Genomic DNA, 21,961 nt, shown 5'->3' with positions numbered 1-21,961 from the left:
GCGCGCACCGTGGGTTGATGGACGCACCCACAGCCGGAGGCAGAGAGGGCGCGGTCCCATGGCGAAGCAGAACGTGTCGCAGCAGTTCGTCGACATCCTCGTCCGGGCGGGGGTCCAGCGGCTGTACGGCGTCGTCGGCGACAGCCTCAACCCCGTCGTCGACGCCGTCCGGCGGAACCCCGCCATCGAGTGGATCCAGGTCCGGCACGAGGAGACCGCGGCCTTCGCGGCCGGGGCCGAGGCCCAGATCACCGGCACGCTGGCCGCCTGCGCCGGATCCTGCGGCCCGGGCAATCTCCACCTGATCAACGGCCTGTACGACGCCCACCGCTCCATGGCCCCGGTGCTCGCCCTCGCCTCGCACATCCCGTCGAGCGAGATCGGCCTCGGCTACTTCCAGGCGACCCACCCCGAGCTGCTCTTCCAGGAGTGCAGCCACTACAACGAGATGATCTCCAACCCGCAGCAGATGCCGCGGTTGCTCCAGACGGCGATCCAGCACGCGATCGGCCGCGGCGGCGTCAGCGTCGTCTCGATGCCCGGTGACATCGCCTCGCAGCCAGCTCCGGCGAAGACGGTCGAGCACGCCCTGGTCACCTCACGCCCCTCCGTGAAGCCCGGCGACGAGGAGATCGAGAAGCTCTGCGCGATGATCGACGCGGCCGAACGGGTGACGCTGTTCTGCGGGAGCGGAACGGCCGGCGCGCACGCCGAGGTCATGCAGTTCGCCGAGCGGGTGAAGTCCCCGGTCGGCCACGCGCTGCGCGGCAAGGAGTGGATCCAGTACGACAACCCGTACGACGTGGGGATGAGCGGGCTGCTCGGCTACGGCGCCGCCTACGAGGCGACCCACGAGTGCGACCTGCTGATCCTGCTGGGCACCGACTTCCCGTACAACGCGTTCCTCCCGGACGACGTGAAGATCGTGCAGGTCGACGTGCGTCCCGAGCACCTCGGCCGGCGGTCCACGCTCGACCTCGCGGTCTGGGGCGACGTGCGCGAGACGCTGCGCGCCCTGATCCCGCGGGTGCGGGCCAAGACCGACCGCAGGTTCCTCGACCGGATGCTGAAGAAGCACGCCGGAGCGCTGGAGGGCGTGGTCAAGGCGTACACCCGCAAGGTCGAGAAGCACGTCCCGATCCACCCGGAGTACGTCGCCTCGGTGCTGGACGACCTCGCCGACGACGACGCGGTGTTCACGGTCGACACCGGCATGTGCAACGTGTGGGCCGCCCGCTACCTGACGCCCAACGGCAGGCGCCGGGTGATCGGTTCGTTCAGCCACGGTTCGATGGCCAACGCGCTGCCGCAGGCCATCGGGGCCCAGTTCACCGACCGGAACCGCCAGGTGGTGTCGATGTCGGGCGACGGCGGGTTCACCATGCTGATGGGCGACTTCCTCACGCTCGTCCAGTACGACTTGCCGGTCAAGGTCGTGCTGTTCAACAACTCCTCCCTCGGGATGGTCGAGCTGGAGATGCTGGTGGCCGGTCTGCCGTCGTTCGGCACGACCAACAAGAACCCCGACTTCGCGTCGATCGCCCGGGCGGCGGGTGCCTACGGGGTCCGGGTGGAGAAGCCCAAGCAGCTTGAGGGCGCCCTCAAGGACGTCCTCAAGCACAAGGGGCCCGCGCTCGTGGACGTGGTCACCGACCCGAACGCGCTCTCCATCCCGCCGAGGATCAGTGCCGACATGGTCACCGGGTTCGCCCTCTCGGCCAGCAGGATCGTGCTGGACGGCGGGGTCGGCAGGATGCTGCAGATGGCCCGGTCCAACCTCCGGAACGTGCCGAGGCCCTGAGGGGACCGCGGCGGCCGGCTCGGCGGTCCGGGAGACGGGCGCCCGCCAAGGAACTCGCCCGCACCCGGGGGCTGCTGCCGCAGTCGCCCGTCGCGCCCGAGGGCATCACGGTGCTGGACCTCGTGGGCCGCGGACGCCATCCCCACCAGGGCGTCTTCACCAGGTGGAGCGAGCAGGACGACGCCGCCGTGGCCTCCGCCCTGGAGGCGACGCAGACCGCGGAACTCGCCGACCGGGCGGTGGACGAGCTGTCCGGCGGCCAGCGCCAACGGGTCTGGATCGCCATGGCGCTGGCGCAGCAGACCGACCTCCTGCTGCTGGACGAGCCCACCACGTTCCTCGACGCCAGTCACCAGATCGAGGTGCTCGACCTGCTGACCGACCTGAACCGCACCCGCGGGACGACCGTCGTGATGGTCCTGCACGACCTCAACCTGGCGGCCCGGTACGCGGATCACCTCGTCGCCCTCGCGGACGGGCGCATCCACGCCGCCGGCACCCCGCAGGAGGTGCTGACGCGGGAGACGGTCGCGGCGGTGTTCGGCCTGGACAGCCGTGTCATCGAGGACCCGGTCTCCGGCAGGCCGCTGATGCTGCCCATCGGGCGGCACCACGTGCGGACGGACCCGGACGGGGCCCGGGCCGCCCTCGCGGCGGCGGATGCGGGGAACTGACACCCGGGCACCGCGGTCTCAGGCCAGCCGGAGGGCCTCCGGACCTGCCTCTTCCCGGATGATCCCGACCAGTACGTCGAAGAGGGTCGGACCCCGGCCCGCCCGGGCCTCGGCCAGCTCCCGCTCGACGTGCGCCCGGTGGGTGGGGTGGGCCCGGGTGAGCAGGCCCTCCAGCCGGCGGGCGGTCTCCTCGTGGCCCAGCGCGCGGGCGGAGCGGGCGTGGTCGCGCCACTCGATGACGAACGAGCCGTCCGCGGGGGTGCCGAAGCCGCCCCGCAGACAGTCGGCGAACGAGTCGAGATTGCGCCCGAAATAGCCGCCGGGGCCGTTCACCGCCTCGCCCATCGCCGCCCAGAAGCCGTCCAGGCCGGTGATCCCGGAGCCGTCGATCACATACGTCACGGTCATGGGTGGAGCGTACAAGCGAGTGTTCTCCCGGTGCCGGTCCGGTGACCGGACACCGGACCGGTGGTCCGCGCCGCAGGTGGGGGACTACGGCGCGGACCGGTCCGGGGGAAGGGATCAGCAGCCGTGGTCGACGAGGTCGAAGGACGCGTAGTGGTCGGCGGTGTAGTAGTCCTCCTCGACGTCCTCACCCGTCACGATGCGCCGGGCGCCGCGGTCCGACGAGCCCGGCGTGATGACGGTGTACTCGTGGTAGTAGCCCGTGCTCTGACTCGGCAGCAGCGCTTCCCGGTTCTGGAAGACGGTGCCGTCCTGGTCGTACGGGAAGGGACCGCCCGCCTCGATGAGGTCGAGCGTGTCGTGTGCCTGGGAGGGCAGCGCGGAGTAGCAGACGCTGCCGACCGCGGCGGTCGAGGGAGCCGTCGCGGCCGATGCGGAGACCGGCCCTCCGACGAGGAGGACGGACAGGAGGGCGGCCGCGCCGCCGAGCGTGGTGATCCGTGGGGGGATTCGCATACCCACCATGATGACGCGCGTAGATCCCCCTTCGTCAACGCCAACACGTGTGAATTTTTCGGAAGTTAACCGTGAGTACGAGAGAAAGGCAGGCCGGCGCACCGTGCCGGGCGCCCCGTCGTGCCGTGACACCCGGGGACGCGTGACCGCCGCGCCGCGGGGGCATGCATCCCGTGGAGGCGTCGGGACGCGACGTCGCGCAACGGAGTCGGGGAGGCCGATCCAGCGTGTACACGGGGGACATGACGAGACGACAGGAGAGCCCGCCGGTGCGGCTGCACCGCAGACTCGGGCATGCCGACCTCTCGGCCGTCGGGGAAGCGCGCGCGGCGCTGCGGGAGTTCCTCCGCCACCGCCGCCGGCCGGAGGAGGCCGAGGTGGCGGAGCTGCTGCTCAGCGAACTGGTGACGAACGCGCTGATCCACACGAGGAACGGCGCGGTGGTCACCGCGACCACTGCCGCCGCACGACTGCGGGTCGAGGTGCGTGACTTCATGAGCGGACAGGAGTCCGCGCCGTACGTACCGAACGCCGACGACGGTACGCACGGCAGGGGACTGCTCCTCGTCCAGAGCCTGGCGGACTCCTGGGGAGTCGTGACCCAGGCGCTGGGCAAGGTCGTCTGGTTCGAGCTGAACGCCGGGAGGTCCTGACGCTCAGCCGAACTGCTGCTCCAGGTCCTTCAGTTTCTGCTCCAGCGAATCGAGCCGGGGCAGGGCCTGGGCGTCGTCCTCGTCGGTGAGGTCGGCGGTCGCGGGGTCACCGCTCGTCTTCTGTGCCGGATGACTCCTGGATTTCTGGCCGTTGGCGGCTTGCAGGGACGGTCGGGGGCGCAGCGGCAGTTGTCCCTGCTCCGTTATGGCGGGCTCCGCGACGGCCGGTGGGCCGCCGCCCGGTGCCGGGGCGATGGCCTGGACGTCCACCGGACGGCCGTTGCGGCCGCCGCGCCCCCAGACCCGGTTCTGCCGGTTCAGGGCCTTGATGTGCGCCCGGTCCAGCTTCGCCTGGTCCCTCCTGCGGTGCCGGTCCTGTTCCCTCTCCCGGCGGTCCTCGCGCACCTCGTCCACCGCCTCGTCCAGGGTGCGTACGCCCTCGAGGAGCATCAGCGACCAGGCGCCGAAGGTCTCCCGGGGGGCGCGCAGCCACCGGACGATCCGGATCTGCGGCAGCGGGCGGGGCACGAGGCCCTGCTCGCGCAGCGCCGCACGGCGTGTCTGCTTCAGCGCGCGGTCGAACAGCACCGCCGCCGAGAGGGACATGCCCGCGAAGAAGTGCGGGGCGCCCGCGTGGTCCATGCCGCGCGGTGCGTGCACCCAGTTGAACCAGGCGGCGGCACCGGCGAACGTCCACACCAGCAGTCGCGAGCCCAGGGCCGCGTCACCGTGGCTGGCCTCGCGGACGGCGAGCACCGAACAGAACATCGCTGCCCCGTCGAGGCCGAAGGGCACGAGGTACTCCCAGCCCCCGGAGAGGCTGAGGTTCTGCCGGCCGAAGCCGACGAGCCCGTGGAAGGAGAGGGCGGCGGCGACGGCGGCACAGCAGAACAGCAGGACGTACGAGGCGGTGGCGTAGAGCGCCTCCTTGCGCCGGCGGCGCTCCTCGCTGCGTTCCCAGCTGTCGTCGGCCGCGGCCTTCCCAGCGGCGCGCTTGCCGCGCGCGACCACCGTCACCGCCGCCATGACCCCCACGAGCAGTACGGCTCCCGGAAGCAGCCAGTCAAGCGATATGTCGGTCAGTCTCATGCGCGGTCCCTTGCGTCACGTAGGGCGTTTCGGGCGCCATCGTGACGGAAGAACCGCCGCGCTCAGGGGGGTTTCGGGACAAGTGAACGCCATCGTGGTGACAGGGCTCATCGTTGGGCGGAATCTTTTCGAATGCCCGGGCGTGCGGGCCGAGTTGCGTTCGAATCGAGGTCGCCCGGCCGGGTGGTGTGAAGGCGGCGCGGCTCAGGTGGCGGGCGTCAGCCGCCGCACCCGGTCGGCGTCGCAGGTGCGCGGGCAGGTGACGCACGGGTCGTCGGGCCGCAGGGTGTAGAAGAGGCAGCAGCTCGCCCGGTCGCGCGTGGGGAGCGGTTCGCCGCCGGGGCCGGTCAGTTCACGGAAGCCGGCGGTGCCCACGTAGGGCTTGGTGGTGCCGGGCAGCAGCTGCTCCAGCTCCCTCATCGCGCGGCCCTCCTCGCCGAGGAGGTGGGCGACGTACCAGAGGCCCTCGACGATCTCGTCGGTCGCCATGCCCCACAGGGCCCGCTTCCCGCGGCGCATGCGCGGGCGGAAGCCGTCGAGCACCGGGCCGAGGTGCTCCGCCACCGCGTCGAGGACCTCGGCCCGCAGAGCCGCCTCGTCGGGGACGACCCGCGCGCCCGGCGCCCCGGCCGCCGGATCGTCCGGCAGGCAGGCGAACTCGCTGACGCGCAGGGTGAGATGGCCCAGGCCGCGGTGGAAGCCCACGTCCGGGACGGGGATCCGGGGCACCCGGCGGTGCGTGAACCACGGCAGGGTCACCAGGAGGCAGGCGGGCCAGGCGTACCGGTGGAGCCCGAAGCTCGCCACCACGTCGGGGCGGGCCCGCACGCCGTGGTCCCGCAGCACCTGCGCCTCGTCCCAGGCGAGGAAGTCGTCCAGGGCGGCGCCGCCCGCCGCCAGCTCGGCCGCGCCGACCCAGCCGCCGCCCGAGGGCGTGACGGCGCCGTCCGTGAGCACCTCCACGCGCAGACCGGGGAAGACCTCGGCCAGACGTGCGTAGGCCGCCGTCAGCGGGCACGGGGCGGTGGTGGCGAGCAGGGCGGGCACGGTCATTCAGGGACCACCGAATCACGATCTTCTTGCAGGTTAGCCTTACCTTACCCGAAGTGTCCGGTGTTTGAACTGACGCCCGCTCCGCCTATCGTGCACGGGTGGCCCGGCACCCGCGAGTCGGCCCACCGGCCCGAGGAGGTACCCGTGGAACAGGGCAGAGCGCGCGGCGACGCGCGGCCGCACGCGTCCGCGGGCACCCCGTACGACGTCCGCGTGCCCGAACAGGCGCGGGGCGAACACACCCACGGCGAGCCGCCCGCACCCCGCGCGGTCCAGCGGCACTCGGTGCGCGGCCAGATCCTGGACGCGCTGCGCACCGCGCTCGCCGACGGGGAGCTCGCTCCCGGGGAGGTCTACTCCGCCCCGGCGCTCGGCGCCCGCTTCGGCGTGTCGGCCACCCCGGTGCGCGAGGCCATGCAGCAGCTGGCCGCCGAGGGCGCCGTCGAGGTCGTGCCGAACCGCGGCTTCCGGGTCAGCGAGCGGGGCCCCCGGGAGCTGGCGGAGCTCGCGGAGGTGCGCGCCCTGGTCGAGGTCCCCGTCATGCTGCGGCTCGCCCGCACCGTCCCGGCGGCCCGCTGGTGCGCGCTGCGCCCGTACGCCGACGCCACGGTCGCGGCGGCCGCCGTGGGCGACCGGGCGGCGTACGCCGAGAGCGACCGCGCCTTCCACCGCGCCGTGCTCGCGCTGTCCGGCAACCAGCAGCTCGTGTCGGTCGCCGACGACCTCCACCGGCGCTCCCAGTGGCCGCTGGCCGACGGCCCCGCCGGCCTGCAGGCGGACGCCGCGGAGCACACGGCCCTGCTGGACGCGCTCATCGCCCGGGACCTCGGCGCGGCGCAGTCGCTCGTGCGCGGGCACTTCCGCGGCACGGACGTCTGAGGACGGGACGGGGCGGGCCTGAACCGCCGGTACGCGCGGCCCGGCGGGCGGAACCCCGGCCCGCCCCGTCCCGCCCCGGCTCGACGGTGCCCGGCGGCCGGAACCCTGGCCCCTCCCGGCCCGCCCGCGCCCGGTGGCCCGGCCCTCGGCTCGTCCCGTCCCGGCCGGCGCGGGGGTGCGTCAGTTCGCCCCGGCGGTCTCCGGGTCGGGCGGCGGGTCCAGCCGCGGGGCGAGCCAGGTCGGTACGCCGCCCAGCAGCCGGAACAGCCGGCCGGCCTCCGCGCGCAGCCGGGCGGCCTCCTCGGGCTCCGGTTCGGCGTCCGCGAGCGAGATGAGCGCCGGCGCCGTGCCCACGAGATAGCCCAGCTCCTCCCTTATCCGCAGGGACTCCGCGAAACCGTGCCGCGCCTCGGCCAGCTCCCCCTCGCGCAGGGCGAGCGAGGCGAGGTGCCGCCAGGTGAAGGAGAGCAGCAGCTCGTCACCCCGGGCCGTGGCACCGGCGTGCGCCCTGCGGTAGGCGGCCCGCGCCGACTGGGGCGAGTCGGCGATGTTCTGTGCGATCAGGCCCCGGCGGAAGTCCAGCAGCGGGCGGCCAGGTGCCGACGGCGGGAGCAGCGCCGCGGCCCTGCTGAGCGCCACGCTGGCCTCGTCGGCCCGGTCGCGCGCCCGCAGCAGCGTGGAGGCGTAGGCGAGGTAGCCCCGCTCGCAGGCGGCGGCCCCGCGCTCGGAGTCGTCCTGGGCGAGCGCCTCCGCCGTGCGCAGCGCGTCCTCGGCGTCCGTCCAGCCGGTGCCCGTGTACAGGCACCGCTCGGTGAGCAGGGAAGTCCGCTGGAGGGCTGCGGCCGGGTCGGTGGCCGCCCGCGGCCCGAGGAGCGCGGCCGCGTCCGTCCAGCAGGCCCGTGAGCGCAGCCGCCATACCGCGGTCTGGAGCGGCGGACCGTCATCTGCTGTCGTTCCGGAACCAGGCATGGCGGTGTGCGCCACATTGCCCTCCCCGAGCGCGCCATCGAGCTGTGGAGGCCTGCCGGCGGGGCCGGTCGGCCAGGGTCTGCGCGCATCTCAGCACGGATTGGCACGCCGGGCCAAGGGGTGGGATCGATGTCAGGTGAAAGATTTCACAATCATCCGGAGCCCGGAGGGGCCCCGGCGCGCCCCGGACGTCAGCTCATACGCAGGGCGAGGAAGAAGTCGAGCTTGTCCTCCAGCCGCGCAAGGTCACGTCCCGTCAACTGCTCGATCCGTCCGACGCGGTAGCGCAGTGTGTTGACGTGCAGATGCAGCCGGGCGGCGCAGCGGGTCCAGGAGCCGTCGCAGTCCAGGAAGGCCTCCAGGGTCTCGATCAGCTCCGCGCGGTGCCGCCGGTCGTAGTCGCGCAGCGGGTCCAGCAGCCGGGCGGTGAAGGCGCGGCGCACGTCGTCCGGGACGAAGGGCAGCAGCAGGACGTGCGAGGCGAGCTCGTGGTGGCCGGCCGCGCTGACCGGGCCCGGCCGCGCCGCGGCGACCCGGCGGGCGTGCCGGGCCTCCTCCAGTGCGCCGCGCAGCCCCTCGGGGGAGTGCACCGCCGCGCTGACCCCCAGGCTCAGCCGGCCGTCCTCACCGAGGCCGGCGGAGAGCGGCGCCCGGACGGCGTCGAGCAGGGCGTCGGCGTGCAGGGCGGCGTCCCGCTCCTCCGGGGCGCCGGACTCCGCCGCGGCGGCGTCGTCGTCCTCGTCGTCCTCGTCCCCGGGTCCCGGAGGGGCGGGCACGGTCAGCGGGACCAGGGCGACGGCCTCCTCGCCCGTGCACGCCACGGCGATCCGGTCCGCGGAGTCGGGACCCGTGACCGCCGGGTCGACGAGGATCTCCTCCAGCAGTGACCGGGCGGCCCGGTCCGCCGGCCGTTGTGCGTCGTCCCCCGCCCACTCGACCCTGGCCACCACGACCTGCCAGTGCGGAGCCGTGCCCGCGCCCGGCAGCAGGACCGGCGTGGCCACCCGGAGCCTGGCGGCGATCTCGGTGGGGGCGGCGCCCGTCTGGACCAGTTCCAGGATCTCCTGGGCGAGTCTGCGGCGTACCGCGCGCGCGGCGTCGCGGCGGTCCCGCTCCACCGCGATCAGCTGGGTGACGCCCTGGAGCAGGTCCAGCCGGGGGGCCGGCCAGTCCCCGGAGTCCGCCGCCACCGCCAGCAGCCAGTCCGAGAGCACCGACTCGCGCAGGTCGCGGGAGGACACCGGAGGCGCTCCCCGTCCGGTGTTCCGGATCGGGAACAGCGAATAGGCCGTGCCGTCCACCTCCGCCCGGTGCGGCCCCGGACGGCCGGTGCGGCTCGCCGCGAGGTGCCCGGCCGCCAGCAGCGCGCCCACCCGCGGCGCCAGGGCCTCGCCGGCCCCGGCGATCTGCCGCCCCGTGGGGGACAGCACCCAGGCCCGCAGGTCCAGGTCGGAGGTGAGCAGATCCAGGACCACCTCGGGGCCGCCGCCCGCCGGACCCGAGGTCATCAGCCGGCGGTGGCGGTCGACGACCGCCGCGAGGTCCCCCGCCCGCTCGCCGGAGACCTGCCGCACCACGTGCTCGGTGATCGTCGCGAACGCCACGGTCTCGTCGACCGCGAAGAGCGGCAGCCGGTTCCGCAGGCACGCCTCGACCAGATCGCCGGGGACCGCCCCGAGCTCCGCCTCGCCCACGGCCAGCCCCGCCACCCCTGCGCTCGTCAGCAGCCGGACGAACGGCTCCGAGTCCGACGCGTCCCGGCGCCAGACCAGCCCGGTGAGGACCAGTTCGCCGCCGGAGAGGTAGCGGCTGGGATCGCGCAGGTCGGTCGTCATGACGCCGCGGACCGGACGGTCCAGTTCGTCCTCGCCGCCGAGCAGCCTCAGGCCCAGCGCCTCCGTGTCCAGCAGTGCGCGCAGCCGCATCGTCGATTGCCGCCGATCTGTTCGTGGGTGCGGGGGGACGGCGGAGGTCACCTGTGAGTTGCGGTGAGGTTACCGGGACCCGCCATTCGTTCGAATCTACAAGACGCGTACGGGGACCAGCCAGTTCCTTCATGGTTTCGGTGACTGCACCGAGTGGAGCAAGCCTTGTGTACTGGGCCACACACCACGTCAACAACACAGGGACGACCCCTGTCGAAGGCCGGCGGGCCGGCCGTCCCCAGCCCCGGCCGTACGACCCGATCGAGAAGAAGAGAGCCACTCATGGACTTCCTTCGCCCCGCCAGCTGGGAGGAGGCGCTCGCCGCCAAGGCCGAGCACCCGACGGCTGTGCCCATCGCGGGTGGCACCGATGTGATGGTCGAGATCAACTTCGACCACCGGCGGCCCGGACACCTCATGGACCTGAACCGCATCGCTGAGCTGTCCGAGTGGCAGACGGGCCCGGACACCGTACGCCTCGGGGCCTCCGTGCCCTACAGCGCCGTCATGGAGCACCTGCGGACCGAGCTGCCCGGGCTCGCCCTCGCCTCGCACACCGTCGCCTCGCCGCAGATCCGCAACCGCGGCGGCGTCGGCGGCAACCTGGGCACCGCCTCACCCGCAGGCGACGCCCACCCGGCGCTGCTCGCCGCGGGCGCCGAGGTCGAGGCCGCGTCCGTACGGGGGACGCGGATGATCCCGATCGACGCCTTCTACACGGGCGTCAAGCGCAACGCCCTCGCCCCCGACGAGCTGATCCGGGCCGTGCACGTCAAGAAGGCCGACGGCCCCCAGCAGTACTCCAAGGTGGGCACCCGCAACGCGATGGTCATCGCCGTCTGCGCCTTCGGCCTCGCGCTCCACCCCGAGACCCGCACCGTGCGCACCGGGATCGGTTCCGCCGCCCCGACCCCGGTCCGGGCGAAGGAGGCCGAGGACTTCCTGAACGCCGCGCTGGAGGAGGGTGGGTTCTGGGAGAGCGGGAAGATCATCACCCCCTCCGTCGCCACGCGGTTCGCCCAGCTCGCCGCCGGGGCCTGCAACCCCATCGACGACGTACGGGGCACCGCCGCCTACCGCCGGCACGCCGTCGGCATCATGGCCCGCCGCACGCTGGGCTGGACCTGGGAGCAGTACCGCGGAGCGGGACGCACCCTCGAAGGAGCTGCTTGATCATGCGGGTGAATTTCACGGTCAACGGCCGGAAGCAGGAAGCCGACGACGTCTGGGAGGGCGAGTCCCTGCTGTACGTGCTGCGCGAGCGGATGGGCCTCCCCGGCTCCAAGAACGCCTGCGAGCAGGGCGAATGCGGGTCCTGCACGGTCCGCCTCGACGGCGTGCCGGTCTGCTCCTGTCTCGTCGCCGCCGGCCAGGCGGAGGGGCGCGAGATCGTCACCGTCGAGGGGCTGGCGGACTACGCCCGGCACCGCGACGACGCCCACCCCGGCACCGGCTGCGCCGCGGACTCCTGCGGCACCTCGGTCGACGCCGCCCGCCGCTGGCAGGCCAGGCCCGACGGCGCCGCCGACCTCTCCCCGGTCCAGCAGGCGTTCATCGACGCGGGAGCCGTGCAGTGCGGCTTCTGCACCCCCGGTCTGCTGGTCGCCGCCGACGAGCTGCTGGAGACGCACCCCTCGCCGTCCGACCAGGACATCCGCGAGGCGCTCTCCGGCAACCTCTGCCGCTGCACCGGTTACGAGAAGATCCTCGACGCGGTCCGCCTCGCGGCCGCCCGTCAGGAAGAGACGGTCCGATAGCCATGACGCTGCACCCACGAGCCGCGTCCGTACCGGCCGGCACCCCCACCAGGATCACCCAGGGCTCCGAGACCCGGGGCGGCGTCGGGGAGTCCACCCTGCGCCCCGACGGCACCCTCAAGGTCACCGGCGAGTTCGCCTACTCCTCGGACATGTGGCACGAGGACATGCTGTGGGGCCACACGCTCCGCTCCACCGTCGCGCACGCCGAGATCCGGTCGATCGACCTCGGCGAGGCCCTCGCCACCCCCGGTGTGTACGCCGTCCTGACCTACGACGACCTGCCCGCCGCGATGAAGAACTACGGGCTGGAGATCCAGGACACCCCCGTACTCGCCCACGGCAAGGTCCGCCACCACGGCGAACCGGTCGCGCTCGTCGCGGCCGACCACCCCGAGACCGCGCGCCGCGCCGCCGCGAAGATCCGGATCGACTACGCCGAACTGCCGGTCGTCACGGACGAGGCGTCCGCGACCGCCCCCGACGCGGTGCTCGTCCACGAGGGCCGCACCGACCACCACATCGGACACGTCCCGCACCCCAACATCGTCCACCGCCAGCCCGTCGTCCGGGGCGACGCCGACGCGGCCGCCGCACGGGCCGACGTGATCGTCACCGGCGACTACGTCTTCGGCATGCAGGACCAGGCCTTCCTCGGCCCCGAGTCCGGCCTCGCCGTGCCGTCCGAGGACGGGGGCGTGGAGCTGTACGTCGCCACCCAGTGGCTGCACTCCGACCTCCGCCAGATCGCGCCGGTCCTCGGCCTCCCCGAGGACAAGATCCGCATGACGCTCTCCGGCGTCGGCGGCGCCTTCGGCGGACGCGAGGACCTGTCGATGCAGATCCACGCCTGCCTCCTGGCGCTGCGCACCGGCAAGCCCGTCAAGATGGTCTACAACCGCTTCGAGTCCTTCTTCGGCCACGTCCACCGGCACCCGGCGAAACTCCACTACGAGCACGGGGCCACCCGGGACGGCAAACTCACCCACATGAAGTGCCGGATCGTGCTGGACGGCGGCGCCTACGCCTCCGCCTCCCCGGCCGTCGTCGGCAACGCCTCCTCACTGGCGGTCGGACCGTACGCCGTCGAGGACGTCGACATCGAGGCGATCGCCCTCTACTCCAACAACCCGCCCTGCGGGGCCATGCGCGGCTTCGGCGCGGTCCAGGCCTGCTTCGCCTACGAGGCGCAGATGGACAAGCTCGCCGCCGCCCTGGACATGGATCCGGTGGAGCTCCGGCAGCTCAACGCCATGGAGCAGGGCACCCTGCTCCCCACCGGACAGCGCGTCGACTCGCCGGCACCCGTCGCCGAACTGCTGCGCCGGGTCAAGGCCAGGCCGCTGCCTCCCGAGCAGCAGTGGCTCTCCGCCGGCACGGAGGGCACCTCCGTCGACGTGCGGGCCCTGCCCGGCGGACTCTCCAACACGACCCACGGCGAGGGCGTCGTGCGGGGCGTCGGATACGCCGTCGGTCTCAAGAACGTCGGCTTCTCCGAGGGCTTCGACGACTACTCCACCGCCCGGGTGCGCATGGAGGTCATCAACGGCGAACCGGTCGCCACCGTGCACACCGCGATGGCGGAGGTCGGACAGGGCGGCGTCACCGTGCACGCCCAGATCGCCCGCACCGAACTGGGCGTCAACCAGGTGACCATCCACCCGGCGGACACCCGGGTCGGCTCGGCCGGCTCCACCTCCGCCTCCCGGCAGACGTACGTCACCGGGGGCGCCGTGAAGAACTCCTGCGAGGCGGTCCGGGAACAGGTCCTGGAGATCGGCCGCCGCAAGTTCGGCACGTACCACCCCGCCTGGGCCACCGCCGAACTCCTCCTGGAGGGCGGCAAGGTCGTCACCGACGGGGGAGAGGTGCTCGCGCCGCTGGCCGAGGTGCTGGAGGACGAGGCGGTCGAGGTCGAGCTGGAGTGGCGCCACCGGCCCACCGAGGCCTTCGACCTGCGCACCGGACAGGGCAACGGCCACGTCCAGTACTCCTTCGCCGCGCACCGCGCGGTCGTGGAGGTCGACACCGAGCTCGGCCTGGTCAAGGTCATCGAGCTCGCCTGCGCCCAGGACGTCGGCAAGGCGCTGAACCCGCTGTCGGTCGTCGGCCAGATCCAGGGCGGCACCACCCAGGGGCTGGGGGTCGCCGTCATGGAGGAGATCATCGTCGACCCGAAGACGGCGAAGGTGCGCAACCCGTCCTTCACCGACTACCTGATCCCCACCATCCTCGACACCCCGACCATCCCGGTCGACGTGCTCGAACTCGCCGACGACCACGCGCCGTACGGGCTGCGCGGCATCGGCGAGGCCCCGACCCTGTCGTCCACCCCGGCCGTCCTCGCGGCGATCCGGAACGCGACGGGCCTCCAGCTCGACAGGACACCGGTGCGCCCCGAGCACATCACCGGCACCTGACCCGGCCTCCGGGCGGTGCGTGTCCGCCGTGGACGTCCCGTGTCCACGCGCCGCGCACCGTCCCGAGCGGCCCCGCTCCACCGCACCGTCCGCATCACCGGAATCACGCGCTTCACCCGCACCATCCGTACGAAGAGTTCGCCTCGGGCCGTCCCCCGGGTCGTGCGCCTCGCAGTCATCCCAAATCCCGCATTCACCAACAGCTCCACGCGGGTGCCCCTGTGAACCTTGGGAGTCAGGCACCATGACCCAGCAGTCCGCAGAACCCAGGACGAACACGGAGGACCCGGGCCCCGGCCCGCGCGTCCCCGCCGGACGCTCCTGGCTCGACCGCTACTTCCACATATCGGCCCGCGGGTCGACCGTCGCACGCGAAGTGCGCGGCGGCGTCACGACCTTCATGGCCATGGCGTACATCCTCCTGCTCAACCCGCTCATCCTCGGTGGCGAGGACGTCGACGGCCGGCTGCTCGGCCGGTCCGGGCTGATCACCGCCACCGCCCTCGCGGCGGCCGCCACGACCCTGCTGATGGGCTTCGTCGGCAGGGTGCCGCTGGCCCTCGCCGCCGGACTGAGCGTCTCCGGCGTGCTCGCCTCCCAGGTCGCGCCCGCCATGACCTGGCCGCAGGCCATGGGCATGTGCGTGATCTACGGGGTGGTGATCTGCCTGCTCGTCGTCACCGGCCTGCGCGAAATGATCATGAATGCCATCCCGCTCGCGCTCAAACACGGCATCACCATCGGGATCGGCCTCTTCATCGCCCTCATCGGCCTCTTCAAGGCCGGCTTCGTCCACCAGGGGGAGGCCACCCCGCTCTCCCTCGGCCCCACCGGCGAACTCGCCGGCTGGCCGGTGCTCGTCTTCGCCGTGACGCTCCTGCTCATCTTCATGCTGCAGGCGCGCGACGTCCCCGGCGCCATCCTGATCGGCATCGTCGTCGGCACCCTGGTCGCGGTCGTCGTGAACGCCGTCGCCGACATCGACCCGAAGGCGTGGAGCAGCGGCCCGCCCGAGCTGAGCGGCGGCGCGGTCTCGCCCCCCGACTTCTCGCTCTTCGGGAACGTCGAGTTCGGCGGCTGGGGGGACGTCGGCGTGATGACGGTCGGCCTGATCGTCTTCACCCTCGTGCTGGCGGGCTTCTTCGACGCGATGGCCACCATCATCGGCGTCGGCACCGAGGCGGGACTCGCGGACGACAAGGGCCGGATGCCGGGCCTGTCGAAGGCGCTGTTCATCGACGGCGCGGGCGGCGCGATCGGCGGGGTCGCCGGCGGCTCCGGACAGACCGTGTTCGTCGAGTCGGCGACCGGCGTCGGCGAGGGCGCCCGCACCGGGCTCGCCTCCGTCGTCACCGGGCTCTTCTTCGCCGCCTGCCTCTTCTTCACCCCGCTCACGGCGATCGTGCCGGCGGAGGTGGCCTCGGCCGCGCTGGTCGTCATCGGCGCCATGATGATGCAGAACGCCCGGCACGTGGACTGGGCGGACCGCTCGGTCGCCGTCCCGGTCTTCCTCACCGTCGTGCTGATGCCGTTCACCTACACCATCACCACCGGTGTCGCCGCGGGCGTCATCTCGTACACGGCCATCAAGGCCGCCCAGGGCAGGGCCCGCGAGGTCGGCGTCTTCATGTGGGTCCTGACGCTGGTCTTCGCCGTCTACTTCGCCCTCCACCCCATCGAGAGCTGGCTGGGCGTCAGCTGACGCCCGCCGCGCTCCGCACCCCCGTCAGAAGGAGACACGCCATGCTGGACATCGCCGAGGACCTCCACCGGTGGGTCGGGCAGGGACGCTCGTTCGCCGTGGCCACCGTGGTGGCCGTCGGCGGCAGCGCGCCCCGGCAGCCGGGTGCCGCCCTCGCCGTGGACAGCGACGGCACGGCCGTCGGGTCGGTCTCCGGGGGGTGTGTGGAGGGCGCGGTGTACGAGCTGTGCCGGCAGGCGCTCGAGGACGGCAGGACCGTCCGGGAGCGCTTCGGCTACAGCGACGACGACGCCTTCGCGGTCGGCCTGACCTGCGGCGGCGTCATCGAGATCCTGGTGACCCCGGTGCGCGCGGACGACCCCGCGCGCCCGGTGTTCGCCGCCGCGGTCGCCGCGGCCGCCGAGGGCCGCGCGGCGGCCGTCGCCCGTGTCACCGAAGGGCCCGCCGCACTGCTGGGCCGTCCCCTGCTCGTCCACCCGGACGGTACGTACGAGGGCGGACTCGGCGGACACCCGGAGCTGGACCGCACGGCCGTCGCCGAGGCCCGGGCCGTGCTCGACGCGGGCCGCACCGGCGAGGTCGTCGTCGGGGCCGGGGGATCACGCTGCGGCAGCCCCGTGACGCTGCTCGTCGAGTCGAGCGTCCCACCGCCCCGGATGATCGTCTTCGGGGCCATCGACTTCGCCGCCGCCCTGGTCCGGGCGGGCCGCTTCCTCGGCTACCGCGTCACCGTCTGCGACGCGCGCCCCGTCTTCGCCACGGCGGCCCGTTTCCCCGACGCCGACGAGATCGTCGTCGACTGGCCGCACCGCTATCTCGCCGCCACCGAGGTGGACGCGCGGACGGTGCTCTGCGTCCTCACGCACGACGCCAAGTTCGACGTCCCGCTCCTGGAGACCGCCCTGCGGCTGCCCGTCGCCTACGTCGGTGCGATGGGATCGCGCCGGACCCATCTGGAGCGCAACGAGCGACTGCGCGAGGCCGGGGTCACCGAACGCCAACTGGCCGCGCTGCACTCGCCGATCGGGCTGGACCTCGGCGCCCGTACCCCGGAAGAGACCGCGCTCTCCATCGCGGCCGAGATCGTCGCGGAACGCCGTGGCGGCAGCGGCCTGCCCCTGAAGGGCGCGCACACCCCGATCCACCACGAGCGCGGCCCCGCGCTGGTCCCGGCCGCCTGACCCCGGCGGGCCGCCCGCCCGGCCGCTCGCGCCGGGCGTGCCGCGACGCTTCCGCAGCGGCCCGCCCTGTGCCTGCCCGTCCCGTACCCGCCCGCCTCTTACCCGCCCGGCCCGGTCCCCGGGGCGGAGGGGGACCGGGCCGGGCAGCTGGACGCGGAGTGCGGCGCGGTCAGCGCCCGGACTGCAGCGCGGCCCAGGTGCCGGCGCCCACGGTGCCGTCGACCGTCAGGTTCCGCGTGCTCTGGTAGTCGCGGACGGCCTGGCCGGTGCCCGTACCGAACGTCCCGTCCGCGGACACCGTTCTGCCCAGCGCCGCGGTCAGCGACCGCTGGAGCCGCTTCACCGCGTCGCCCGACGCACCGCCGGCCAGCGTCGGTGTGGTGCCCGCGGACAGCACCGCCGTCCAGGTCTTCGGGCCGACCACGCCGTCCGCGCCGAGACCGCGCGCGGTCTGGAAGGCGCGCACCGCGCTCTCCGTCGCGGCCCCGAAGACGCCGTCCTCGGCGCCGGCCGCGTAACCCTGCCGGTTCAGCAGCGTCTGGAGCGCCTTCACCTGGGAGCCCGTCGAGCCCTGCTTCTGCACCGTGTACGACGTGAAGCTCAGCCCGTCGGCCTGGCCGGCGGAGCCGCCGACGAGCTGCATGTAGTAGGTCCAGTTCCAGTTGGCGCCCGGGTCGGTGTGGTCGTTGCCGGGAGCCTCGCTGTGCCCGATGACGTGCGACCGGTCCTTCGGGATGCCGTAGCGGTCGCACAGGTACGCCGTCAGCGCCGCCGACGAGCGGTACATCGTGTCGGTGAACCAGGCCGGGTCGTCGATGAAGCCCTCGTGCTCGATGCCGAGTGACGAGGCGTTGGCGCTCTTGGCGTGGTACGCGGTGTCCTTGTCGCGCACCATCTGGGTGACCTGGCCGTCCGAGGAGCGGACCACGTAGTGGGAGCTGACCTTGGAGGTGGCGTTCTGGAACCAGCTGATGGTCCCGGCGTACGAGCCCTGGGTGACGTGGACGACCACCTTGTCCACCGTCGCCGTCCGGCCCGTCGCGAAGTTGCCGGAGGCGGCGGCCACCCAGAGGGCCGGAGGGTAGTCCGGGCTCTGGGCGGTGATGTCCGCCTTGGCGAAGTCGCCCTTCTCGGGGGAGACCGGCCGGGAGGTGACCGTGACCTGCTCACCCCCCGCCACGGTGGCGCGCAGCCCCTGGGCGAGGAAGGTGTAGACGGTGTCCGCGTAGAGCGCGGCGACCGGGCTCTGCGCCCCGCTGTAGCGGGCGACGACCGGGTACCAGGCGTCGATGTCCGTCCGGTCGGCCGTGTCCAGGCCCAGCGCGTCGGCGTGGTCCCGCAGCACGGCGGCGCCGCCCAGGATGTTGGTGCCGGTGTCCTTGCGCAGCTCCGCCGCCGACTCGCCCGTCAGCGCCGAGGCCTTTTCGAGGGAGTGGTTGACGGGGTTGCTGACGAGGTGCATCACGCCGTAGCCGTTGTCCTGGCTGGGGAGCCCGGCGTGGCCGTTCAGACGGGTCTCGCCGTAGCCGACGGCGGCGAGCAGGTCGCGCGGTACGCCGTACTCCTCGGCGGCCCGGTCGAAGGCCCGGTTCATGGAGTCCGCCTCGGCGGGGGCGGCGCCGGCCGGACGGCCGGGGACGACGAGGGCGGTGACGGTCAGAGAGGCCAGAACGGCGGCGCGGCCTCGGGTGCGGCCGGCGGGACGTCGGGGCATACCTGCTCCAGGTCTGTGGGGGAGGAAGGGCCCGTCCGACCCGGTGGGGATGGACCGGGGGCCGCTGAGCCCGCACAGGCTATCCAGCCGCCCGGGGCGTGACAATGATGCCCGCACGTGTCCAATTTCCGCTCACTCCAATGGAGTTGGAGGTGCCGGGCATCCCGCCGGACGGGTGGTCACCCCGATGGCGGGTGACGGCCGGCCGCGGCCGCGGGCGCTCGCGGTGCAGCACGCCGACGGCCGCGGTGCACCGCGTCGGCTCGTGGTGCAGCAGGACGGTGGATGCGGGCGGCGCCCGCCGCGGGTCAAGGCTGCGCGCGGGGAGCCCTGTTGGCGGCCTGCCGTGCCGCCCCGCCCGGTCGCCGCGGCCGTCCCCGTACCCCCGCCGGGCACTCCTGTCCGTATGCCCGTACGCCCGTGCCCATCGGGCCGCCGGGTGCGGCGGCGTGGCGGAATCGCACACCTGGCCGTCCCCCCTCCTCACGGGGGAACGAGGTCGGGAGCGGCGGTGCGGAAGGCGTATAAAGGGTCCCTCCCGACTCAGCCGGCGTCCCCGATGGCCATCTCACCCCCCACGCGGTCGGCGTCACCGCGTACCGAGAGCGGAGGAGCGTCCCCATGAGCACCTCGGAAGAGATCAGCGCCTTGCTCGTCACCAGGTTCGGAACCGACCCGGCGGCCATCCGGCCCGAGGTGCCGCTCCGACAGCTGCGGCTGGACTCGCTCGCCCTGGAGGAGCTCCGGCTCCTCATCGAGGACCGGATGGACGTCGACCTGGAGGACGTCGTCCTGTCCTCCCGCGACACCGTCGCCCACCTGGTCGCGGCCGTCCACGGCAAGGCCGGCGCGTGACCGGCCCGGGGCCGTTCGCCCGCAGGCCGGCCCGGCCGGGCGTCGAGCCGTTCAGCGCCGCGGTCACCGGTGTCGGCCTGGTCACCGCCGCCGGGGTCGGGGCCGACGCGGCCTGGCGGGGGGTGTGCGACACGGCGGTCGCCCCCTCGGTCCCGCACCTTCCCGAACTCGACGGACTGCCCTGCGACTTCATGTACACCGTCGACGGGCTGGACACCAGGGCCGCCCTGGGGGTCGCCGCGCAGCGCCTGATGGACCGCTTCTCCCAACTCGCCGTTATCGCCGCCCGGGAGGCGGTCGCCGACGCCGGACTCGACCCCTCGGTCTGGGACAGCGGACGGGTCGGCGTCGTCATCGGATCCGCCCACGGCGGCCTGCCCTTCTACGACGAGCAGCACACCACCCTCACCGAGCGCGGGGCGCGCCGCGTCTCGCCGAAGCTCGCCCCGCTCAGCGTCGTCAACGGCGCCGCCAGCAGCGTCGCCATGGACCTGGGCGTGCACGGCCCGAGCCAGGCGGTGTCCACGGCCTGTTCGTCGGGCACCGTGGCCATCGGCACGGCCCACCAGATGCTCCGCACCGGAGCCTGCGACGTCGTCGTCGCGGGTGGCGCCGAATCGGTCCGCTCCCGGCTGCTGATCGCCAGCGCCTGCCAGATGCGTGCCGTCTCCACCCGCCGCGACGATCCGCAGGCCGCCTGCCGCCCCTTCGACACGCACCGCGACGGCTTCGTGGTCGGCGAGGGCGCCGGCCTGCTCGTCATGGAACGCCCCGAGCACGCCCGGGCCCGGGGCGCCGCGGTCCGCGCCCGGATCGCCGGCTACGGGGCGTCCAGCGACGCCCACTCCGCCGTCGCCCCCGATCCGGACGGGCTCGGGATCGAGCGCGCGCTGCGCACGGCCCTGGCCGACGCGGGCATCGACGCCTCCGACATCGGCCACGTCAACGCCCACGGGACCTCCACCGTCGCCAACGACCTCATCGAGGCGACCATGCTGCGCCGCGTCCTCGGAGCGCACCCCCTCGTCACCTCGACGAAGGCCATGACCGGACACACCCTGGGCGCCGCCGGCGGCATCGAGACGGCGCTGACCGTCCTCGCGCTCCAGCACCAGACGGTCCCGCCCACCGGCAACCTGGACGCCCCCGACCCGGCGATCCCCGTCGACGTGGTGAGCAAGGAGGCCCGGCGCGCCTCCTTCGACTGCGCCGTCAAGACGTCGCTCGGCTTCGGCGGGCACAACGCCGCCCTCGTCCTCACCAGAGCCTGACCGGAAGCGAGGAGCACCGTGCCCGAGGAGATCATCCGCTCGCTGGCGGTGGACGGACTGCGGTACTCCTACCGTCTGCTGCCCCGCGACCCCGCCGCCGGCGGCGCACCCGCCACCGAACCGGTGCTGGTCATCGGCGGCGCGCTGCAGGGCATGTTCGGCTGGCCGCAGATGGACGAACACCTCGGCCCGGTGGCCGACGTGGTCACCGCCGACCTCCCCGGCATGGGGTCGGCTGACCCCCTGCCGCCCGGTCCCGGCGCGCCGGTCCTGCGCGCGGCGGTCACCGGGATCATCGACGACCTCGGGGCCTCCCGGATCAACCTCTTCGGCTTCTCCTACGGCTCGTCCGTCGCCTTCGGCTGCGCGCAGCACGACCCGGGGCGCATCGCCCGGCTCGTCCTCGGGGGCGTACCCACCCGGATCGACGAGGACCGCCGGGCCTACTGGCACCGGGCGACCCAGGCGCTCGCGGAGGGCGACGCGGAGGGCTTCGCCGCGCTGGCGGCCGACGGGCTGATGTGCCTCGACCCGGAACGGCACGTGCACCGCAGGGAGCTCGCCCGGCGCTATGTGCGGCGCTCCTTCCTGCACGCGCTCGCCCACTCGCCGCACGCCGCCGAGTCGCTGCGGCGCGCACTGGGGGACCGCCCGGACTTCTCCGGCGGGCTGTCCGGTGTGCCGGCGCTGGTGTTCGCCGGGGAGCACGACACGGTGACCACGCCCGAGCGGCAGCGCGAGTTCGCCGCGACGATCGAGGGGAGCCGCTTCCTCACCGTCCCGGATTCCGACCACTGGGTCGTCCTGGAGCGGTCCGAGGAGGTCGCCGCGCTCGTGACCCGCTTCTTCACGGACCGGCCGCTCGGCGCCGACGCCGTCGCCCGGCTGCCGCACCAGGCGCAGGGCGCCCGGACGGACCGGGCCCCGCGCCCGGCGCGGGGTGCCCGCTCGGTGTAGCGCACGCGCTCGGTGCGTACGCGGAGCACGGGGTCCGGGTGGCGGCCCCGGCCGGGGCCCCCCCCCCGCGGGTTCATTGGCGGGGGCCCGTCCCCAGGAAGTCCGTGCGCACGGTCTGCGGGGCGGGGGGGCGCGGCTGC

Annotated in this window: 18 protein-coding genes and 1 pseudogene; 12 read left to right on the top strand and 7 right to left on the bottom strand. The window is 73.6% G+C overall.

Annotated features, from left to right (window positions below; all coding sequences use genetic code 11):
- Positions 1-58: 58 nt before the first annotated feature.
- Both ABZ172_RS19605 and ABZ172_RS19600 read left to right on the top strand, forming a co-directional pair.
- Complete coding sequence (locus tag ABZ172_RS19605; protein WP_356884991.1) at positions 59-1,801, top strand: pyruvate dehydrogenase; 1,743 nt, start codon at positions 59-61, stop codon at positions 1,799-1,801.
- Positions 1,802-1,842: 41 nt separating this feature from the next.
- A pseudogene (locus ABZ172_RS19600) lies at positions 1,843-2,475 on the top strand (ABC transporter ATP-binding protein); the annotation flags it as partial.
- 18 nt (positions 2,476-2,493) lie between these two features.
- On the opposite strand, the gene ABZ172_RS19595 reads toward ABZ172_RS19600, so the two are convergent.
- Both ABZ172_RS19595 and ABZ172_RS19590 read right to left on the bottom strand, forming a co-directional pair.
- Positions 2,494-2,883 (bottom strand): barstar family protein, encoded by a 390-nt coding sequence (locus ABZ172_RS19595; protein ID WP_356884990.1) that lies wholly within the window; start codon positions 2,881-2,883, stop codon positions 2,494-2,496.
- A 114-nt stretch (positions 2,884-2,997) separates the two neighbouring features.
- Entirely contained in the window at positions 2,998-3,396 is a 399-nt protein-coding gene (locus tag ABZ172_RS19590; RefSeq protein WP_356884989.1) for a ribonuclease, read from the bottom strand.
- Between the two features lie 242 nt (positions 3,397-3,638).
- Between ABZ172_RS19590 and ABZ172_RS19585 the strand changes: the two genes are divergently transcribed.
- Positions 3,639-4,049, top strand: a complete 411-nt coding sequence (locus tag ABZ172_RS19585; protein WP_356884988.1) for an ATP-binding protein — start codon at positions 3,639-3,641, stop codon at positions 4,047-4,049.
- Positions 4,050-4,052: 3 nt separating this feature from the next.
- Here ABZ172_RS19585 and ABZ172_RS19580 read toward each other — a convergent pair whose 3' ends face one another.
- Together ABZ172_RS19580 and ABZ172_RS19575 are read right to left on the bottom strand one after the other, a co-directional pair.
- Positions 4,053-5,138 carry a DUF2637 domain-containing protein gene (locus ABZ172_RS19580; RefSeq protein ID WP_356884987.1) on the bottom strand — a complete coding sequence of 362 codons (1,086 nt, stop codon included), beginning with the start codon at positions 5,136-5,138 and terminating at the stop codon, positions 4,053-4,055.
- A 204-nt stretch (positions 5,139-5,342) separates the two neighbouring features.
- Positions 5,343-6,191, bottom strand: a complete 849-nt coding sequence (locus ABZ172_RS19575; protein WP_356884986.1) for a (2Fe-2S)-binding protein — start codon at positions 6,189-6,191, stop codon at positions 5,343-5,345.
- 144 nt (positions 6,192-6,335) lie between these two features.
- Between ABZ172_RS19575 and ABZ172_RS19570 the strand changes: the two genes are divergently transcribed.
- A complete protein-coding gene (locus ABZ172_RS19570) occupies positions 6,336-7,070 on the top strand; it encodes a GntR family transcriptional regulator (RefSeq protein ID WP_356884985.1) in 735 nt (244 codons plus the stop codon).
- A gap of 180 nt (positions 7,071-7,250) precedes the next feature.
- Here the strand turns inward: ABZ172_RS19570 and ABZ172_RS19565 are convergent, their stop codons facing one another.
- Both ABZ172_RS19565 and ABZ172_RS19560 read right to left on the bottom strand, forming a co-directional pair.
- Positions 7,251-8,039, bottom strand: coding sequence for a hypothetical protein (locus ABZ172_RS19565; RefSeq protein ID WP_356884984.1), 789 nt, complete (start codon positions 8,037-8,039; stop codon positions 7,251-7,253).
- A gap of 191 nt (positions 8,040-8,230) precedes the next feature.
- Positions 8,231-9,964, bottom strand: coding sequence for a PucR family transcriptional regulator ligand-binding domain-containing protein (locus ABZ172_RS19560; protein WP_356884983.1), 1,734 nt, complete (start codon positions 9,962-9,964; stop codon positions 8,231-8,233).
- 282 nt (positions 9,965-10,246) lie between these two features.
- On the opposite strand from ABZ172_RS19560, the gene ABZ172_RS19555 reads away from it, so the two are divergent.
- The 5 genes from ABZ172_RS19555 (at position 10,247) to ABZ172_RS19535 (ending at position 17,024) form a co-directional block, all read left to right on the top strand.
- The gene (locus tag ABZ172_RS19555) at positions 10,247-11,137 is read left to right on the top strand and encodes a xanthine dehydrogenase family protein subunit M (protein WP_356884982.1); all 891 of its coding nucleotides are present in this window, start codon (positions 10,247-10,249) and stop codon (positions 11,135-11,137) included.
- A gap of 2 nt (positions 11,138-11,139) precedes the next feature.
- Positions 11,140-11,721: a (2Fe-2S)-binding protein gene (locus tag ABZ172_RS19550; RefSeq protein WP_356884981.1), complete on the top strand. Its 582-nt coding sequence runs from the start codon at positions 11,140-11,142 to the stop codon at positions 11,719-11,721.
- A 2-nt stretch (positions 11,722-11,723) separates the two neighbouring features.
- On the top strand, positions 11,724-14,141 hold the full coding sequence (locus ABZ172_RS19545; protein ID WP_356884980.1) for a molybdopterin cofactor-binding domain-containing protein: 2,418 nt from the start codon (positions 11,724-11,726) through the stop codon (positions 14,139-14,141).
- Positions 14,142-14,385: 244 nt separating this feature from the next.
- Positions 14,386-15,843 (top strand): NCS2 family permease, encoded by a 1,458-nt coding sequence (locus ABZ172_RS19540; protein ID WP_356884979.1) that lies wholly within the window; start codon positions 14,386-14,388, stop codon positions 15,841-15,843.
- Positions 15,844-15,884: 41 nt separating this feature from the next.
- Entirely contained in the window at positions 15,885-17,024 is a 1,140-nt protein-coding gene (locus tag ABZ172_RS19535; RefSeq protein WP_356884978.1) for an XdhC/CoxI family protein, read from the top strand.
- 169 nt (positions 17,025-17,193) lie between these two features.
- Here ABZ172_RS19535 and ABZ172_RS19530 read toward each other — a convergent pair whose 3' ends face one another.
- Positions 17,194-18,738, bottom strand: a complete 1,545-nt coding sequence (locus ABZ172_RS19530) for a peptidoglycan-binding protein (protein ID WP_356884977.1) — start codon at positions 18,736-18,738, stop codon at positions 17,194-17,196.
- A gap of 621 nt (positions 18,739-19,359) precedes the next feature.
- On the opposite strand from ABZ172_RS19530, the gene ABZ172_RS19525 reads away from it, so the two are divergent.
- Genes ABZ172_RS19525 through ABZ172_RS19515 form a run of 3 tightly spaced genes read left to right on the top strand, consistent with a single transcriptional unit; the run spans position 19,360 to position 21,821 of the window.
- The gene (locus ABZ172_RS19525) at positions 19,360-19,593 is read left to right on the top strand and encodes an acyl carrier protein (protein WP_356884976.1); all 234 of its coding nucleotides are present in this window, start codon (positions 19,360-19,362) and stop codon (positions 19,591-19,593) included.
- Complete coding sequence (locus ABZ172_RS19520) at positions 19,590-20,864, top strand: beta-ketoacyl-[acyl-carrier-protein] synthase family protein (RefSeq protein WP_356884975.1); 1,275 nt, start codon at positions 19,590-19,592, stop codon at positions 20,862-20,864. The genes ABZ172_RS19525 and ABZ172_RS19520 overlap by 4 nt, the downstream gene beginning before the upstream one ends.
- Before the next feature lie 18 nt (positions 20,865-20,882).
- Positions 20,883-21,821 (top strand): alpha/beta hydrolase, encoded by a 939-nt coding sequence (locus tag ABZ172_RS19515; protein WP_356884974.1) that lies wholly within the window; start codon positions 20,883-20,885, stop codon positions 21,819-21,821.
- Positions 21,822-21,961: the final 140 nt, after the last annotated feature.

Origin of the sequence: Streptomyces sp. NPDC006296, from assembly GCF_040613235.1 — a bacterium.
Lineage (GTDB): Bacteria > Actinomycetota > Actinomycetes > Streptomycetales > Streptomycetaceae > Streptomyces.
The sequence above is the reverse complement of the archived record's forward strand: the minus strand, read 5'-3'. Positions and strand labels throughout refer to the sequence as shown.

Coding starts and splice junctions, on each gene's coding strand:
- ABZ172_RS19605 (WP_356884991.1), top strand. CDS start 59: ATGGCGAAGCAGAACGTGTCGCAGCAGTTCGTCGACATCCTCGTCCGG.
- ABZ172_RS19595 (WP_356884990.1), bottom strand. CDS start 2,883: ATGACCGTGACGTATGTGATCGACGGCTCCGGGATCACCGGCCTGGAC.
- ABZ172_RS19590 (WP_356884989.1), bottom strand. CDS start 3,396: ATGCGAATCCCCCCACGGATCACCACGCTCGGCGGCGCGGCCGCCCTC.
- ABZ172_RS19585 (WP_356884988.1), top strand. CDS start 3,639: ATGACGAGACGACAGGAGAGCCCGCCGGTGCGGCTGCACCGCAGACTC.
- ABZ172_RS19580 (WP_356884987.1), bottom strand. CDS start 5,138: ATGAGACTGACCGACATATCGCTTGACTGGCTGCTTCCGGGAGCCGTA.
- ABZ172_RS19575 (WP_356884986.1), bottom strand. CDS start 6,191: ATGACCGTGCCCGCCCTGCTCGCCACCACCGCCCCGTGCCCGCTGACG.
- ABZ172_RS19565 (WP_356884984.1), bottom strand. CDS start 8,039: ATGCCTGGTTCCGGAACGACAGCAGATGACGGTCCGCCGCTCCAGACC.
- ABZ172_RS19560 (WP_356884983.1), bottom strand. CDS start 9,964: ATGCGGCTGCGCGCACTGCTGGACACGGAGGCGCTGGGCCTGAGGCTG.
- ABZ172_RS19555 (WP_356884982.1), top strand. CDS start 10,247: ATGGACTTCCTTCGCCCCGCCAGCTGGGAGGAGGCGCTCGCCGCCAAG.
- ABZ172_RS19550 (WP_356884981.1), top strand. CDS start 11,140: ATGCGGGTGAATTTCACGGTCAACGGCCGGAAGCAGGAAGCCGACGAC.
- ABZ172_RS19545 (WP_356884980.1), top strand. CDS start 11,724: ATGACGCTGCACCCACGAGCCGCGTCCGTACCGGCCGGCACCCCCACC.
- ABZ172_RS19540 (WP_356884979.1), top strand. CDS start 14,386: ATGACCCAGCAGTCCGCAGAACCCAGGACGAACACGGAGGACCCGGGC.
- ABZ172_RS19535 (WP_356884978.1), top strand. CDS start 15,885: ATGCTGGACATCGCCGAGGACCTCCACCGGTGGGTCGGGCAGGGACGC.
- ABZ172_RS19530 (WP_356884977.1), bottom strand. CDS start 18,738: ATGCCCCGACGTCCCGCCGGCCGCACCCGAGGCCGCGCCGCCGTTCTG.
- ABZ172_RS19525 (WP_356884976.1), top strand. CDS start 19,360: ATGAGCACCTCGGAAGAGATCAGCGCCTTGCTCGTCACCAGGTTCGGA.